This is a genomic window from Pseudonocardia sp. UM4_GMWB1, from assembly GCF_017312155.1.
Lineage (GTDB): Bacteria > Actinomycetota > Actinomycetes > Mycobacteriales > Pseudonocardiaceae > Pseudonocardia > Pseudonocardia alni.
Window position 1 is genome coordinate 3,248,014 of the sequence record NZ_QJPN01000001.1, and the last position, 16,118, is coordinate 3,264,131.

General features: G+C 75.9%; 14 protein-coding genes. 11 read left to right on the top strand and 3 right to left on the bottom strand.

Annotation, left to right across the window (positions count from 1 at the left end; genetic code table 11):
* The first annotated feature begins 111 nt into the window (after positions 1 to 111).
* The 9 genes from DMP15_RS15530 to DMP15_RS15570 all read left to right on the top strand — a co-directional run bounded on the left by DMP15_RS15530 (position 112) and on the right by DMP15_RS15570 (position 9,803).
* Positions 112 to 1,281: a type III PLP-dependent enzyme gene (locus DMP15_RS15530; protein WP_337826070.1), complete on the top strand. Its 1,170-nt coding sequence runs from the start codon at positions 112 to 114 to the stop codon at positions 1,279 to 1,281.
* An 11-nt stretch (positions 1,282 to 1,292) separates the two neighbouring features.
* Positions 1,293 to 2,609, top strand: a complete 1,317-nt coding sequence (gene speD / locus DMP15_RS15535) for an adenosylmethionine decarboxylase (RefSeq protein ID WP_304580069.1) — start codon at positions 1,293 to 1,295, stop codon at positions 2,607 to 2,609.
* Positions 2,610 to 2,802: 193 nt separating this feature from the next.
* Positions 2,803 to 3,786, top strand: coding sequence for an SGNH/GDSL hydrolase family protein (locus tag DMP15_RS15540; protein WP_218899171.1), 984 nt, complete (start codon positions 2,803 to 2,805; stop codon positions 3,784 to 3,786).
* Positions 3,787 to 3,827: 41 nt separating this feature from the next.
* Positions 3,828 to 6,167: an FUSC family protein gene (locus DMP15_RS15545; protein ID WP_337826071.1), complete on the top strand. Its 2,340-nt coding sequence runs from the start codon at positions 3,828 to 3,830 to the stop codon at positions 6,165 to 6,167.
* A 9-nt stretch (positions 6,168 to 6,176) separates the two neighbouring features.
* Positions 6,177 to 6,917, top strand: a complete 741-nt coding sequence (locus DMP15_RS15550) for an enoyl-CoA hydratase (RefSeq protein ID WP_073574806.1) — start codon at positions 6,177 to 6,179, stop codon at positions 6,915 to 6,917.
* A gap of 230 nt (positions 6,918 to 7,147) precedes the next feature.
* Positions 7,148 to 7,615, top strand: coding sequence for a L,D-transpeptidase (locus DMP15_RS15555; RefSeq protein ID WP_304580070.1), 468 nt, complete (start codon positions 7,148 to 7,150; stop codon positions 7,613 to 7,615).
* A gap of 76 nt (positions 7,616 to 7,691) precedes the next feature.
* Positions 7,692 to 8,033, top strand: a complete 342-nt coding sequence (locus DMP15_RS15560) for a BlaI/MecI/CopY family transcriptional regulator (protein ID WP_100880464.1) — start codon at positions 7,692 to 7,694, stop codon at positions 8,031 to 8,033.
* A gap of 79 nt (positions 8,034 to 8,112) precedes the next feature.
* Entirely contained in the window at positions 8,113 to 9,018 is a 906-nt protein-coding gene (locus DMP15_RS15565; RefSeq protein ID WP_073574808.1) for a M56 family metallopeptidase, read from the top strand.
* The gene (locus DMP15_RS15570) at positions 9,015 to 9,803 is read left to right on the top strand and encodes a DUF6885 family protein (protein ID WP_139282738.1); all 789 of its coding nucleotides are present in this window, start codon (positions 9,015 to 9,017) and stop codon (positions 9,801 to 9,803) included. Before DMP15_RS15565 ends, DMP15_RS15570 begins: the two co-directional genes overlap by 4 nt.
* 2 nt (positions 9,804 to 9,805) lie before the next feature.
* Here DMP15_RS15570 and DMP15_RS15575 read toward each other — a convergent pair whose 3' ends face one another.
* Positions 9,806 to 10,981, bottom strand: coding sequence for an oxygenase MpaB family protein (locus tag DMP15_RS15575; protein WP_337826072.1), 1,176 nt, complete (start codon positions 10,979 to 10,981; stop codon positions 9,806 to 9,808).
* On the bottom strand, positions 10,978 to 11,628 hold the full coding sequence (locus DMP15_RS15580; protein WP_337826073.1) for a TetR/AcrR family transcriptional regulator: 651 nt from the start codon (positions 11,626 to 11,628) through the stop codon (positions 10,978 to 10,980). The genes DMP15_RS15575 and DMP15_RS15580 overlap by 4 nt, the downstream gene beginning before the upstream one ends.
* Before the next feature lie 103 nt (positions 11,629 to 11,731).
* Here DMP15_RS15580 and DMP15_RS15585 point away from each other — a divergent pair, with 103 nt between their 5' ends.
* Together DMP15_RS15585 and DMP15_RS15590 are read left to right on the top strand one after the other, a co-directional pair.
* The gene (locus DMP15_RS15585; RefSeq protein ID WP_179759821.1) at positions 11,732 to 13,126 is read left to right on the top strand and encodes a sigma 54-interacting transcriptional regulator; all 1,395 of its coding nucleotides are present in this window, start codon (positions 11,732 to 11,734) and stop codon (positions 13,124 to 13,126) included.
* Positions 13,119 to 15,077, top strand: a complete 1,959-nt coding sequence (locus DMP15_RS15590) for a vWA domain-containing protein (RefSeq protein WP_337826074.1) — start codon at positions 13,119 to 13,121, stop codon at positions 15,075 to 15,077. The genes DMP15_RS15585 and DMP15_RS15590 overlap by 8 nt, the downstream gene beginning before the upstream one ends.
* Before the next feature lie 132 nt (positions 15,078 to 15,209).
* Here the strand turns inward: DMP15_RS15590 and DMP15_RS15595 are convergent, their stop codons facing one another.
* Positions 15,210 to 16,088, bottom strand: coding sequence for an NAD(P)H-binding protein (locus DMP15_RS15595; RefSeq protein ID WP_337826075.1), 879 nt, complete (start codon positions 16,086 to 16,088; stop codon positions 15,210 to 15,212).
* Between the last annotated feature and the right edge of the window lie 30 nt (positions 16,089 to 16,118).

A 16,118-nucleotide genomic window follows, 5' to 3' on the forward strand; every position in this document is an offset into this window, starting at 1 on the left:
GAACCTAGATCAGCGGCCCGGCGCCCGGAGCGGTCCGGCCGGGCCGGTGCGGGCCCCGGCGGGTCGTGCCCCGGCGGTGGCACGCCACCCGGCCCGGGAGACGATCCCGGTGTGCCCGACACCCTGAGCCCCGGTCTGGAGCGGCTGCTCGCCACCGACCGTCCGACGCCGTACCTGGCGCTGGACCCCGCCGTCGCCGGGGAGCGGTACCGCGCGCTGGCCGCCGCGTTCGGCGACGCCCGGATCCTCTACGCCGTCAAGGCCTGCCCGGAGCCCGCCGTGCTGCGCGCCCTCGTCGCGGCCGGGGCCGGGTTCGACGTCGCCTCCCAAGCCGAGATCGACCTGTGCCTGGCCGCCGGTGCGGACCCGGCGACGCTGCAGCACGGGAACCCGGTGCGCGGCCCCGGTGCCGCCGCCCGGGCCGCCCGCGACGGCGTCACCCGGTTCGTCACCGACAGCGCCGAGGACGTCGACGCCCTCGCCGCCGAGGTCCCCGGCGCCCGGGTGCAGGTCCGGCTCTCGGTCGACGACACCGGCTCGGCGACGCCGTTCCACGGCAAGTTCGGGGCGCCGCCCGACGCGGCCGTCGCGCTGCTGGGGCGGGTCGCCGACCGCGGCCTGGTCGCCGCCGGGGTCACCTTCCACGCGGGCTCCCAGCAGACCCGCCCCGCCACCTACGCCGGGGCCGTCACGCTCGCGCTGGCGACCGCCGGGCGGGCCGGGCTGCGGCGTCCCGAGCTCGACCTGGGCGGCGGCTGGCCGGTGGCCTACCGCGCCGCCGTCGCCCCCGCGGAGGACTACGTCGCGGCCGTGCGCGCCGCGGTGGCCACGGCCGTCGACGCCGGGCACGTGGACGGCGCGACGCTGCTGCTGGAACCGGGCCGCGCGCTGGTCGCCCCGGCCGGGGTGCTGCGCGCCCGGGTGCTGCGCGTGTCCCGCCGCCCGGGCGTGGACCACCGCCGCTGGGTCTACCTCGACGTCGGCCGCTACCAGGGTCTCGCCGAGACCGAGGGCGAGGCGATCGCCTATCCGCTGCGCGTGCCCGGGCGCAGCGGCCCGCGCGGACCGGTCGTCGTCGCGGGCCCCACCTGTGACGGCGACGACGTCCTCTACCGCCGCACCCCGGTCGCGCTGCCGCTGGACCTGGCCGCGGGCGACGTGGTCGACCTGCTCGGGGCCGGCGCCTACACCTCGAGCTACGCCTCGGTCGGGTTCAACGGGTTCGGCCCGCTGGAGGTGCTCGTCGCGGGGGAGGGGGCGTCGCTCCCACATCCCGGTTAACGTGTCCGGACGTGTCATCCTCCACCTCGCCGATCATGTCCGTGCCCGCCGCCGCGGCCGGAGAACTGCATCCGGCCGTCGGGCTCGGGACGGGCGCACCCGCGCTGCCCAGCACGTCGTCACCGGTCGGCAGACACGTCCTGGCCGAGCTCGGTGGCATCGCCCCCGAGATCCTCGACGACTGCGACCGCCTGCGCAGCGACCTGACCGCCGCGCTGACCGAGGCCGGGGCCCAGGTCCGCCAGGTGGTCGTCGAACGGTTCGAGCCGCAGGGGGCGACCGTCGTCGCGGTCCTGGCCGAGTCGCACGCCTCGATCCACACCTGGCCCGAGCACGGCGGCATGCACGTCGACGTGTTCACCTGCGGCGAGAGCGCCGACCCGGTCGACGCCGTGCGCCGCCTCGCCGAGCGTGTCGGCGCGACCGACACCGCGCTGCAGGTCGTGGACCGCGGCGGCGCCCCGCGCACCGTCACCGAGCCCCTCTCGCCCGGCCTGACCCGGCGCTGGGACCTCGGCCGGGTCCACCACGTCGCGCACACCGGGTTCCAGCACGTCGTGGTCGCCGACACCGCGCACGGCGTCACCCTCTTCTGCGACGACGAGCGCCAGTCCACCGAGCACACCCAGCTCACCTACCACGAGGCGCTGGTGTGGCCCGGCGCCCTGCTGGCCCGCGAGCTGGACCGGGTGCTGATCGTCGGCTCCTCCGAGGGTGTCGCGTCGGAGATGGCGGTCGCTGCCGGTGCGAGCCGGGTCGACCACGTCGACATCGACACCGAGGCCGTCCGGATCTGTGCCGAGCACCTGCCCTACGGCTACACCCCCGAGTCCCTCGCCGCGGCCGAGCGCGGCGACGGCCCGGTGCACCTGACCTACGGCGACGGTCGGCAGTTCGTCCTGGAATCCGACGAGCACTGGGACCTGGTGGTCGTCGACCTGCCCGACGAGCGCCCCGACGAGCCCGACGCCCAGATCAACCGGCTCTACGAGGAGGACTTCGTCCGCGCCTGCGCGCAGCGGCTCACCCCCGGCGGGGTCCTGGTGTTCCAGGCGGGCAGCCCGGCGGTGTGGCGGGACGCGACGCTGCGCTCGGCCTGGCAGCGCTTCGCCGCGGTGTTCGGCGAGACCGGCGGGCGCGGGGTCTACATCGGCTGCGAGGAGCACGAGTGGGCCTTCCTCGCCGGTGTCCGCGAGCCGATGGACGACCCCGGCGCGGTCGCCGCCGGGCGGCTCGCGTCGATGCCGTCGCAGCCGGAGCTCTGGGACGCGACCGCGCTGCGGCACCGCCTGGTGGCACCGCTGTCGCTGCGCAGGCTCACCGACTGAGCGAGCCCCGCCCACGGTGCGTGACGGGCCGGGTCGGACCCGGCCCGTCACGTGCGCCGAACGGGGCGTAACCGGTCGGCGACGATGATCGTTGGTCGGTCAGGACCGGCGTGCCCACGCCGGCGACGTCCGACCGGAGGTCCGAGAGCCCGTGCGCCGTCCCCGTCCGTCCCGGTGGCTCGCCGTGGCGACCATGACCCTGCTGAGCTCGGCGGGGATGAGCGCCCTCGCGCCCGCGCAGGCGGAGGCGCCGACCACGTTCGCCGAGACCACGCTGTCCGCGCGCAACCTCGACACCGCCCCGGTCGGGCGCTTCGTCGCCCTGGGCGACTCCTACGCCGCAGGCCCGCTGGTCCCGGTGCAGCAGGGCACGCCGTCCGGGTGCCTGCGCTCCAACCAGAACTACCCGTCGGTGCTCGCGCGCTCGGCCGGCATCGGCCGCTTCACCGACGTGTCCTGCAGCGGCGCGACGACCGAGGACATGACCGCCCCGCAGCAGGTCCAGGCCGGGCCGAACCCGCCGCAGCTCGACGCCCTCGACGGCTCCGAGTCGCTGGTCACCCTGACCATCGGCGGCAACGACATCGGCTTCTCCGGGATCATCGGCGAGTGCGTGCGCCGCTCCTCGGCGAACCTGTTCGGCGCGGCCTGCAAGGACTTCTACACCGCGGGCGGCACCGACCAGCTCGCCGAGCGGATCGACGACACCGAGTCCAAGGTCTCCGACGTGCTCGCGACGATCCGCGACCGGTCGCCCGCCGCACGGGTCGCCGTCGTCGGGTACCCGTCGATCCTCCCGGACACTGGTCCCGGCTGCTACCCGGTCATCCCGTTCAGCCCGGGCGACACCGCCTACCTGCGCGAGACCGAGAAGAAGCTCAACGCGATGCTGGCCGACGCCGCCCGCGACGCCGGTGTCGACTACGTCGACACCTACACCCCGACCATCGGTCACGACGCCTGCACGCTGCCCGGCGTGAAGTGGGTCGAGGGCCTGGTCCCGACCTCGCCCGCCGCGCCGGTGCACCCCAACGCCCAGGGGATGCGCGCGATGGCCGCGGCCGCCGGTGACGTGCTCGGCATCCGGGTCGCCCGGCCCACCTCGCAGCCGGTCCCGGGGGCGACCAACCCGGTGCCGACCGAGTCGCTGCCGCCGCAGGCCCGCACCGCGAACTGAGGTAGGGACCTCCGGCACGCGGTGCGTGTCAGACTCGCACCGTGACGGGGACGGTCGAGCGGGGACGACGTCTGCCGGTGCCGGCCCGGCGGGGCGAGCTGCGGACGTGGGCGGCCGCGGTCGACCCGGGCCACACCCGGCTGCACCTGGCCGCGGTCGCGACCGCGGCGATGCTGCTGGCCGCGGTCGCCGCGAGCGTGCTGCGTGCTCTGACCGGGCAGCCGATCACGATCGTGCTGTTCTCCGTGGTGCTGGCGATGATCAGCAACCTGGCGGTGAACGAGAACGACCTGCGGCGACGGCGGGTCACCACCGCCCTGATGGTCGTGCCCGCCGCGGCGTCGGCGACGGTGTCCGCGCTGCTGTCGACGAACCGGGTCGCGGCCGACGTCGTGTTCGTCCTGGTCATGATGGTCGCCGTCGCGGTCAGGCGGTACGGGCCGCGCGGGGTCGCGCTCGGCATGGCGGCGTTCATGCCGTTCTTCTTCGTGCAGTTCCTGCACGCCGGCCCCGGCGAGCTGCCGTTCCTGCTGGCCGGGGTGGTGATCGGCATCGGCAGCACCTTCCTGCTGCGCTGCCTGGTGTTCACCCGCCGCTCCGAGGCCGTGCTGGACGCGCTGTTCCGGGCGTTCGAGGCGCGCCTGCACGCGCTGCTGCTCACCGCCGTCGAGGCGGTCGAGAACGCCGACGGCGAGCCCGACCTCGACCCGCTGGTGCGCGCCCAGGCCCGGCTCAACGAGACCGCGCTGCTGGTGACCGACCGGCTCGACGACACCGACAGCGGCACCGACACCGGCCCCGACGCCGTGGCCGGGCCCGTCGCGGGCCTGCGGCAGTGGATCATCGACTCCGAGCTCGCCGCCGAACGGGTCGCCATGTCGGTCCGCCGGTCGGTCGAGCACCAGGACCCGATCCCTGACGGCGACCGCGCCGAGCTGGCCGAGGGGTTGCGGGCCCTCGCCGCGGCCACCGCCGTCGGGACGCCCGGCGCGATCGCCGCCCGCCTCTACGACGGCGCACGGTCCGCCGTCGCCGACATCGTGGACCGGCCGGCCGGGGTCGGGCCCGCCGCGCGCGAGCAGCGCATCGGGTTCGCCGTCGTCCGGCTCGCCGACGCGATGCAGACCACCGTCGAGCAGGCCCGCCTGCGGATCGCCGAACACCACGACACCGACCGGGAGACCGCGGGCGGCGACCCGGCACCCGGGCCCGTCCCCGAACAGGTGCCGCCGCCGGCGGGCCGGGACCGGTTCGGCGGGCTCGCGCTGCACACCCGGCAGGCCGTGCAGGTCGGCGTCGCCACCAGCCTCGCGATCGTCGTCGGCGAGCTGATCTCCCCGGCCCGCTGGTACTGGGCGGTGATCGCCGCGTTCGTGGTGTTCGCCGGCACCGCCAGCCGCGGCGACGTCCTGAGCCGCGGCTGGGCCCGCGCGGTCGGCACCGCGGGTGGGGTCGTGGCGGGGATGCTGCTGGCACTGCTGGTGGGCGGCAACGTCGTCGCCAGCCTGGCGCTGCTGTTCGTCTGCGTGTTCCTCGCCCTGTACCTGGTGCGGATCTCGCAGGCGATGATGGCGTTCTGGATCACCGCGGTGCTGGCCCTGCTCTACGGAGTGATCGGCCAGTTCAGCGTGCAGACCCTGGTGCTGCGGGTCGAGGAGACGGTCGTCGGCGGCGCGCTGGGCATGCTCGCCGCCTACCTGGTCCTGCCCACCCGGTCGCGCACGGCCTTCGCCGAGGCCCTCGACGACGCCCTCACCGCCGTCGACGTCTCCCTGCGCACCTCGGTCGACGCGGCGCTGGGCCGCCCCGGCGCCGGTGACCCGCTGGAGAAGGCCCGCGCCGTGGACACCGCGGTGGCCACCGTGCGGACCCGCGCGGTGCCGCTGCAGCACCCCGTCGCCCGCAGGCCGCTGCGCCGCGGGGTGCACCACACCGTGCGGGTCGTCGGCGCCGTCGACCACTACACCCGCCAGCTCGCCGCCCAGGCCGCGACCGCGTCGGTGCCCGGCTGGGCCGCGACCCTGGGCCCCGCGGCCGAGCGGGTCCGCGCCGACCTCGACGGCCTGCGCCGCATCCTCGACGACGCCTGGGGCCCCGCCGACCGGCGCGAGCACCCGAGTGGCGCGGGCCCCGCCGACTACGGCGTCGGCTCCGCGGAGGAGCTGCTCGACGCCGCCGAGGCGGACGCGGCGTCACGGACCGCCGCCGGTCCCGGGACCGAGCGGACGCGTCGGCTGACCGCGGCGCGGCTGCTGCGCCGGATCGACCAGCTCGCCGTCGGGCTGGCCCGCGAGCTGTGCGGGCAGACCTGGAGCGAGCCCTCTCCCGCCGCGCGCGGCGCCGGTCACGCGGACGGGTCCGGGGCCGCGGCGGCGGGTTAGGGTCCGGCAGTGATCTCCGTGAGCACCCACGACGACGTCGGTCTGATCGAGCTGAACCGCCCCGAGCGCCGCAACGCCCTGGACATCGCGACCTGCCGGCAGCTGGTCGACGCCGCGGCCGAGGTCCGCGCGGCCGGCGCGCGGGCGGTGGTCGTCGCCGGGAACGGGCCGGCGTTCTGCTCGGGCGCCGACTTCGGCGAGGTCTACACCGACGAGTTCCTCGACGCGCTCTACACCGGGCTGCACGCGGTCGCCGACCTGCCGATGCCGACCGTGGCCGCGGTGACCGGGCCCGCGATCGGCGGCGGGCTGCAGCTGGCCCTGGCCTGCGACCTGCGGGTCGCCGCCCCGGAGGCGGTGTTCGGGCTGCCGACCGCGCGGCTCGGTCTGGCCGTGGACCCGTGGACGATCGAGCGCCTGGTGCAGATCGCCGGCGGCGGCACGGCCCGCAGCCTGTTGCTGGCCTGCGCCACCGTCGACGCCGTCACCGCCCACGCCCGCGGTCTCGCCGACACCCTCGGCGACCGCGACGCCGCCCACGCCCTGGCCCGGGACATCGCGACCATGGCCCCCCTGACCCTGGCCTACAACAAGCGTTCGGTGGACACGTTCGGCCGTGGCGGCCACACCGACCCGGCGGTGGTCGACGGCCTCACCGAGGAGTTCCGCGGATGCTGGGCCGCCGAGGACATCGCCGAGGGGCGCGCCGCCCGCACCGAGAAGCGCGCACCGGTGTTCCGGGGCCGCTGACCGCGGGACCGGACGACGCAGCGACCGTCCGACGCATCTCGTGCACCGCCGATCGGCGGTATCGGACTCGCCCGTTCAGCTCAAGATCATGTTGGGCTACCGTGGGGAACCAGCCGGTCGCACTGTGCATCCGGTCGGTCCCGACGGGCCGGGGACGTGGGCCGTGCGCCCGGCGGAGGGGCGGACGGATGCGGGCACGGGGACGGAGCCGGACCACCGGACTCCTCGCGGTGGGCGTCGCCCTGACCGGCGCCCTGACCGCCGGGCTCCTGGCGGGCCCCGCCCTGGCCGAGCCGTCGGAGCAGCCCGATCCCACCGACCGGCAGGTCGCCACCGGCGAGCTCGTCCCGGGCACACCGTGCACCTCCTCGGCGCGGGCATGTGTGGATCTGGAGAGCCGCTCCACCTGGCTGTTCGACGCCGGTCGGGTCGTCGCCGGACCGGTCGCGATGCGCCCCGGCGACCCGGAGGCCCCGACACCGACCGGGACCTTCGCCGTGCAGTGGAAGGCCGAGCAGTGGACCAGCCGGGAACGGCTGACCCAGATGCCGTGGTCGGTGTTCTTCGCCCAGGGCGGCATCGCCTTCCACCAGGGCGACCTCTCCACCCCGTCGGCCGGCTGCGTGAAGCTCGCCGAGACCGATGCGCGCCGGTGGTTCGACCACCTGCAGGTCGGCGACCAGGTGCAGATCCACTGAGTCGCGCCCCGGGTGTGTGAGTCATCTCCCGGAGGGGTTCTACGCGCAGTAGAAAGGTTCGCGTAGGATGACCTTCGTGACGAGTCTGGGCGAGTTGGAGCGGGCGGTCATGAACGTTCTGTGGGAGACCGACCGGGACATGACCGCCCGTGAGGTGCAGGACCAGCTCGCCGACCGCGACCTGGCCACGACGACCGTGCTCACCGTCCTCGGCCGGCTCGAGCGCAAGCAGCTGGTCCGGCGGATCCGCGACGGCCGCGCCCACCACTACCGCCCGGTGGCCAGCCGGGAGGACCACGTGGCCGAGCTGATGACCGACGCGCTCGACGACGCGTCAGACCGGGGTGCCGCCCTCGCGCGGTTCCTCGGCTCGATGTCGGAGGAGGAGCGGTCGCGGTTGCGCGACCTGCTCGGCTGAGCCGCCGGCGTTCCACGAGCCCGTCCGGTCGCGGGGGTGATGCAGCGCCGCGCCGCGCACTCCGCGACGATGTGAGGCGATGCAGCTGACCGCGCTCGGACTCGGACTGCTCGGCGTACTGCTCGCCGAGCCGGTCAGTCGTGCCCTGGCCCGGGCGCGCTGGCCCGGCCGCGACCCCGTCGGAGCGCTGCTGCTGTGGCAGGCCGTCGGGCTCGGCGGCGGAATCTCGCTGTTCGGTGCGGGGCTGGCCTACGGGCTGTCGCCGATGGGGCACAGCCTGCCCACCGCGGCGGCGGCGCTGTCGGCATCGGTGGCGGCGGGCGAGTGGCCGGACCGGATGGACCCGCTGCACGTGGGTGCCCTGTTGATCGCGCTCGGGGTGCTGGTGCGGCTGCTGTCGGTCCTGGTGATCACCACGGTGCGGACGCTGCGGGCCCGCCGGCGCCACCGCGACCTGCTCGACGTGCTCGCCACGCCGTGGCCGCACGCCTCCGGTACCCGTGTCCTCGACCATCCCGTCCCGGTGGCCTACTGCCTGCCCGGGCGCAGCTCCCGGCTCGTGGTGTCGGCGGGGGTCTTGGACACCCTCGACACCGCCGGGGTTGTCGCGGTGCTGGCCCACGAGCGGGCGCACCTGCGTGAGCGGCACGACCTGGTCGTGCTCCCCTTCGTCGCGTGGGGGGCGACGGCGCCGTTCGTGCGCGGCATGGTGCACGCCCAGCTCGCGGTGGCCCGGCTGATCGAGATGCGGGCCGACGACGTCGCCCGCAGGCTGTGCGACCCGACCGAGCTGGCGACCGCGCTCAAGGCCGTCGGCGGGTCCGCGCCGGCGGCGGCGCTGTCGTCGTTCACCGACGCGTTGGAGGCCCGCATCGACCGGATCACCGCCCCGCCCCCCGCGCTGCCGCGCGTCGTGCACGGGCTGATCCGGCTGGTCGCCCTCGCGCTGGTCGCGGTGCCGGTGTGGCTGCTGGTCGCCCCATGAGCACTCCGGTGCCCGGCCCGGTCCGTGCGTTCCCCGGGGCGGAGGCGCTGCTGCGGGTGCACGCGGCGTCGCTGCCCCAGCCCGACCAGCTGGCCGGGCCGTTCGTCGCCCGGCTGCTGGTCGCCGCGCTGTCGTCGCTGCCGGCACCGACGGTGGCCGCCTTCGCGCACGCGGCGGGCACCCGGGTGCGGGTCGGCGACGACGTGTCGTCGCGGCCGCCCGGGGCGCCGGCGGACGCCGACTACCTGCGGGGCCTGCCGGTCGCCGCGGACGACGAGCGGGCGGGCACCCCGGTCGCCGGTCTCGGTCGTGCGGTCGAGGAGTTCTCCGGGGAGTCGCTCGCCGCGGTCCCGGCCACGGGGGACTGGACCGCTGCGCGCCTGACCGCGCTGCTCGACGCCGTCACCGCCGTCACCGCCGACGGCCCGGTCGGCGTGCTGGCCGCCCTGTGGACCGGGGAGCTGGTCGCCGCGGCCACCCCGGTCGCCGACCTCGACGCCGGGGTCCGGCCGGGGCCGGACTGGTCGGTCGCGCACGTCGTCGCGCTGTGGGGGAGCCGGGACGGGCCGGGCGGGCCGCTGCTCGCCGTCGCCGACACCTACCCGCAGCTCGGCTCGCCGGACCTCGGGCCGGGGCTGCACCTGCAGCCGACCGACCGGGTCGCGGTCGCGCTGGGCCACGGCGGCGGCCTGGTCCTGGTCGGGCCGGACCGGCGCCGCGACGCGCTGACCGCGGCCGTCGGGGCCGCCGGGCTGTCCCCGTGCTGGTGGGACGACCCGGCCTGACCTCAGGCGCCGTGCGTCTCGAACAGGGAGGGGCCGCCGCGGTCCTCGGCGAGCAGCGCCCGGGTGGCGGCGACGTTGCGGATCCGCGCGGCCTCCAGCGACGCCGGGCTGCGCCGGACCCACCGGCGCTGCACCGCGATCACCCGTCCCAGGACGGCGACGGCCGCCTCCCAGCCGGGGCTGCGCCGCAGACCCAGCCCGGTGGTCACCGCGGCGCCGTGGAAGCGCCGGGCCAGCGCCTGCAGCAGACGGCGTCCCTGGGGCACGGGCAGGCGCAGCGGCTGGACGAGCAGCGCGGCGACGGCCCCGATCAGCGCCCCGGCCAGCGCGCGTGACTCGGGGGCCGGCGGTCCGGTGACGGCGGTGACCAGCGCGTCGAGCTCCTCGGCGTCGGCGTGCGAGGCGACGTCGCGGACCAGCTCGGGATCGATGCCGAGCTGGTGGGCCAGCAGCTGCCAGCAGGCGTAGACCTCGGCGGTCTCGGCGGGGGTGAGCCCGAACCCGATCGTCGCCTCGGCCCGCATCGAGACGAGGGTGAAGTCCAGCCAGGTCCGGACCAGGTCGACCTGGTTGACCGGGGTGCCGTGCACGGCCTCGTCGAGGCCGCGGTCGCGGGCGAGCACGCGCATGTGGGCGTGCAGCATGCGGACCTGCAGGGTGCCGACGTAGCCGGGGCTGCCCGGGCGCATGCCGCCGGGCAGGGTGGCGGCGAGCAGCCAGGTGCCGGTCTCGGTGAGGCGGCGCTCGGCGGACTCCACCAGCCGTCCGGTGGTGCCGAGCAGCACCGCGATCGACGGGGAGCCGTAGGTGCGCAGCAGCGCCCCGGCCGACAGGGACAGGGTGTGCACCGCGGGCGGTGCGGTGAACATGGGCCGGATCCCGGTGTCGAGGATCGCGGGGTCGGTGCCCGCGGGCACCGACTCGGCCGAGGTGAGCAGGGCCGCGAGGGCGGGGGAGGGCCCGGTCAGCGAGGCGAGCCCGTCGCGGATGCCGCGCTGCAGCGCCGCGGTGAGCGCACGGCCGCCCTCGCGGCCCGCGGCGCGGATCTCGGCGACCACGGCGTCGGCGAGCGGGTCGCCCGCGGTCCGGGCGCGCACCGCGAGGTCGGCCCGCCGGGGCTCGAAACGGGCGGCGAGGGCGTCGCGGTCGGGCGCGCCGGGGGATCGGGTGGCGGTCACGGGAACCGGTCCTCCTGGGTCTCGTGCGGGGTCTCCTGCGGCACGGCGTGGTCGTCGTGGGTGGTGAGCCCGGCTCCGGCGAGCAGCCGGGCCATCCGGGCCCGCAGCTCGGGCTCGTCCGGCGGGACGGGGGCGAACACGGCCAGCGCGGACAGCCCGAAGACCCCGGCGAACAGCTCGCGGGCCCGTTCCCGGTTCCCGACGTGGTCCTGGATGAGGTCGACCAGCGCCGCGTCGGGTTCTGCGGCGGCCGGGCCGGTGGCGGTGCCGCCGTGGCCCCGGGCGACGCGGACGCGCAGCTCCAGCATGGTCAGGAACTCCGGGCGGCGGGGGCCGAGCAGGTCGACCAGGTAGGCGGTGCAGGCGTCGAGCAGGGTCAGGTCACCGGAGCGGGCCCGGCGGGTCAGCTCGGCCAGCCGTGCGACGGCGTCGTGCTCCAGCTCGACGGCGACCGCCTCCAGCAGCGCGTCGAGGGTGCCGAAGTGGTAGGTCGCCGACGCGGCCGACGCACCGGCGCGGTCCGCGACCTGGCGCAGCGTCAGCCGGTCGAAGCCGTGCGCGGTGACGACGTCGACGGCGGCCCGCACCAGCGCGCGACGGGTGTCGGCGCCGCGTCGTCGTCGCCCGTCGGGGGTGGGATCGGCCATTCCGACAAACTATCTGTACAACCAGACAGATTCCAGTCCGGCCCGCGGAACACGGTTCCGCGACGACGCGCTGCAGTCCGGAACCGGGCGTAGCGTGGAGATCGTGCCCGTCACACCTGACCTTCCCCGTACCGTCGGTGCGCTGCGTGCGTCCGGTCACGTACAGCGACCCGTGAAGCACGAGATCCGCGACAACCTCCTGGCGGCCCTGCGTGAGGGCCGCGACCCCTGGCCCGGCATCGTCGGCTTCGACGACACCGTCGTCCCGCAGCTCGAGCGGGCGCTGCTCGCCGGCCACGACCTCGTCCTGCTCGGTGAGCGGGGCCAGGGCAAGACCCGCCTGCTGCGGTCGCTGGCCGGCCTGCTCGACGAGTGGACCCCCGTCATCGAGGGCTCCGAGATCGGCGAGCACCCCTACGAGCCGATCGTGCCCGCCTCGATCCGGCGCGCCGCCGAGTTCGGCGACGACCTGCCGGTCGCCTGGGTGCACCGCGACCACCGCTACACCGAGAAGCTCGCCACGCCCGACACCTCGGTCGCCGACCTGATCGGCGACGTCGACCCGGTCAAGGTCGCCGAGGGCCGCTCGCTGGGCGACCCCGAGACCATCCACTTCGGGCTCGTCCCGCGGTCCCATCGCGGCATCGTCGCCATCAACGAGCTGCCCGACCTGGCCGAACGCATCCAGGTCGCGTTGCTCAACGTGATGGAGGAGCGCGACATCCAGGTCCGCGGCTACACGCTGCGGCTGCCGCTGGACGTGCTGCTCGTGGCCAGTGCGAACCCCGAGGACTACACCAACCGCGGGCGGATCATCACCCCGCTCAAGGACCGGTTCGGCGCCGAGGTCCGCACCCACTACCCGCTGGAGCTGGCCCCCGAGGTCGAGCTCGTCGCGCAGGAGGCCGACCTCGTCGCCGAGGTGCCGCGGCACCTGCTCGAGGTCGTCGCCCGGTTCACCCGGCACCTGCGCGACTCGTCCGCGGTCGACCAGGGCTCGGGGGTGTCGGCCCGGTTCGCCGTGGCCGCGGCCGAGACCGTCGCCGCCGCGGCGCTGCGCCGTGCCGCGCTGACCGGCGAGGAGACGGCCTACGCCCGCCCGGTCGACCTGGAGTCGGTCCCGGCCGTGCTCCGCGGCAAGATCGAGTTCGCGTCGGGGGAGGAGGGCCGCGAGGACGAGGTGCTCGAGCACCTGCTGCGCCGCGCGACCGCCGACACCGCCCGCTTCGCGCTGCGCGGCGTCGACCTCGACGAGCTGGCCGTGGAGGTGTCCACCCGCCCGGTCCGCACCGGCGAGCGCATCCCCGCCCGCGACGTCGTCGCCGCCCTGCCGCGGGTCGACGCGCTGACCGAGATCGCCGCGAAGCTCGGCGCCGCGGGCACCGAGGACCCGGGCCCGATGGCCTCGGCCGCGGAGCTGGCGCTGGAGTACCTGTTCCTGACCCGCAAGCTGGCCAAGGACTCCTCCGACGACGGTGACACGGTGTCGTATGGCTGATCCCCGGCGTCGTCGCCGCCGTTACGCCTACGGCCCCTACGCCGGCGGGCCCGACCCGCTGGCACCGCCGTACGACATCCGGGCGGCGATGGACCAGATCGGCCGCGACGTCATGGAGGGCTCCTCGCCGCGTCAGGCGTTGCAGGAGCTGCTCCGTCGTGGCCTCGACGGGCGGCGCGGGCTCGACGACCTCACCCGCCGGGTGTGGGAGCGGCGCCGGGACCTGCAGCGCGACAACCGCATCGACGGGACGCTGCAGGAGGTCCGTGAGCTGCTGCAACGGGCCCTCGACGCCGAGCGCGAGGCGCTGGGCAACGAGGACTCCGACGACGCGCGGTTCCGCGAGATGCAGCTCGACGCCCTGCCGCCCGACACCGGCGGCTCGGTGCGGGAGCTGAACTCCTACGACTGGCGCTCCTCCGACGCCCGCGAGGCCTACCAGGAGATCCGCGACCTGCTCGGCCGGGAGCTGCTCGACCAGCGCTTCGAGGGCATGAAGCAGGCCATGCAGAACGCCACCCCGGAGGACGTCGAGCGGATCAACGCGATGCTCGACGACCTCAACGACCTGCTCGACCGGCACGCCCGCGGCGAGGACACCACCGAGCAGTTCGCCGAGTTCATGGGCAAGCACGGTGAGCACTTCCCGGAGAACCCGCAGAACACCGAGGAGCTGGTCGACGCGCTCGCCGCCCGGGCTGCCGCGGCCCAGCGCATGATGAACTCGATGTCGGCCGAGCAGCGCGCCGAGCTGGCCGAGCTGGCCCAGCAGGCGTTCGGCGACCCGCGGCTGTCGGAGTCGCTGGCCCGGCTCGACGCCCAGCTGCAGGGCCTGCGCCCGGGCGAGGACTGGTCGGGGGAGGGCGACTTCCGCGGCGAGAACCCGATGGGCATGGGCGAGGCGACCCGCGCGATGGAGGAGCTGGGGCAGCTCGACGCCCTGGCCGAACAGCTCGCGCAGAGCTACCCCGGCGCGCGGATGGAGGACATCGACCTCGACGCGCTCACCGAGATGCTCGGCCCGGAGGCCGCCGCCGACGCCCGCACCCTCGCCGAGCTGGAACGCGAGCTGCAGCGCCAGGACCTGTTCCGCCGCGCCCCCGACGGCTCGCTGATGCTCTCGCCCAAGGCGCTGCGGACACTCGGGCAGTCGGTGCTGCGCGACGTCGCCGACCGGATCTCCGGGCGGCAGGGGCAGCGCGACACCCGGCGTGCCGGGGCGGCGGGCGACGCGACCGGGTCGACCCGGCCGTGGGCCTTCGGCGACACCCAGGCCTGGTCGGTGCCGCGGACGCTGCTCAACGCCCAGCTGCGCCGCGCCGGCGGCGACGACCGGGCACTCGACGTGTCCGACGTCGAGATCGTCGAGACCGAGCAGCGCACCCGGGCTGCGGTGACGCTGCTGGTCGACACGTCGTGGTCGATGGTGGCCGAGGGCAGGTGGGTGCCGATGAAGCGCACCGCGCTGGCGCTGCACCAGCTCATCTCCACGCGGTTCCGCGGCGACGACCTGTCGCTGATCACCTTCGGGCGGCACGCTCAGACCGTGGACCTGGCCGAGCTGATCGGGCTGGAGGGCGTGTACATGCAGGGCACCAACCTGCACCACGCGCTGCTCCTGGCCCGGGAGCGGCTGGCCCGCCAGCCCGACGCGACACCGGTTGTCCTGGTGGTGACCGACGGCGAGCCGACCGCGCACCTGGAACCCGACGGCGAGGCGTTCTTCGACTACCCGCCCAGCCCGCACACGCTGCGGGCGACGGTGGACGGCCTGGACCGGCTGATCGGGATGGACGCGGCGTTCACGTTCTTCGTGCTCGGCGACGACCCGGGGCTGCTGTCGTTCGTGAACCGGCTCGCGCGCCGCGCCGGGGGACGGGTGGTGCAGCCCGACCTCGACGGCCTCGGCGCGGAGGTGGTCTCGGACTACCTGCGCCGCCGCACCGGCTGACCGCGCGGCGACCCGTCGCGTGCCCCGGCACCCCACCCGTGGGTCGCCGCGGTACGCGACGGGGCGCCACGGCACGTGACAGGTCACCGTCGGACACGACGGGACGCTGCGGGCACCGGTGGACCCGTGGGATCAGGCGGGACCGGGGGTCAGGTGTTCCGCGGCCCAGGCGCGCAGCGTCGTGGGGGTCGTCGACACCGCGTCGCGGCGCTGCTCGTGGAGGTACCCGGGGGCCGAGAGGCGTTCGGCCATCCCGGCGACCGCGTCGATCTCCGGTGCCGTCATGCCGAGGCCGGCCAGCATCGACCGGAACCCGGCGCGGGGCAGGTGCACCGCGCGGACCGGGTGGCCGAGTACCCCGGTGAGCACTGCCGCGGCGTCGTCGAACGTCAGGTCCGCCGGCCCGTGCACGGCCTGCACCAACCGCCCCGACCACACCGGCCCGAGCAGCCGCACCGCGGCGACGGCGGCGACGTCACCGGGCGCGACCCAGGGCAGCGGGTGGTCGAGCGGCCACGGCGTCGACAGCGTCCCGCCGGCGATCTCGTCGGCCGACATCAGCAGGTTCGACATGAAGTAGCCGCACCGCAGGTGCAGCACCGGGGCGCCGGTCGCGTCGAGCGCCTGCTCGGTCGCGGCCAGGCCGTCGATGTCCCCGGCGCCGCGGCGCACCTCCGCGCCACCGCTGCTCTGCAGCACCGTCGCGCCGATCCCGTTGCAGCGCACGGCCTCCGCGACGACTGCGGCGCAGGCTCCCTGGTGGGCGAGCGGGTCGGTGCCGGGCGGTGCGGGCGGGTTCACCCAGTACAGCCGGTCCGCGCCGAGCGTGGCGCCGACGACGGCGTCGGCGTCGGTCTGGTCCGCGACCACCGGCTCGACCAGCCCGGCGAGGTCCGGGGGCAGCCGGGCCGGGTCGCGGAGCAGGGCCACCGGGTGCAGCCCGGCCTGTACGAGCAGGCGCACCAGCAGGGAGCCGACGGTGCCGGTCGGTGTCGTCACCACGATGCGCATGCCCGCACCGTCGCACAGGGGGCCGACAGC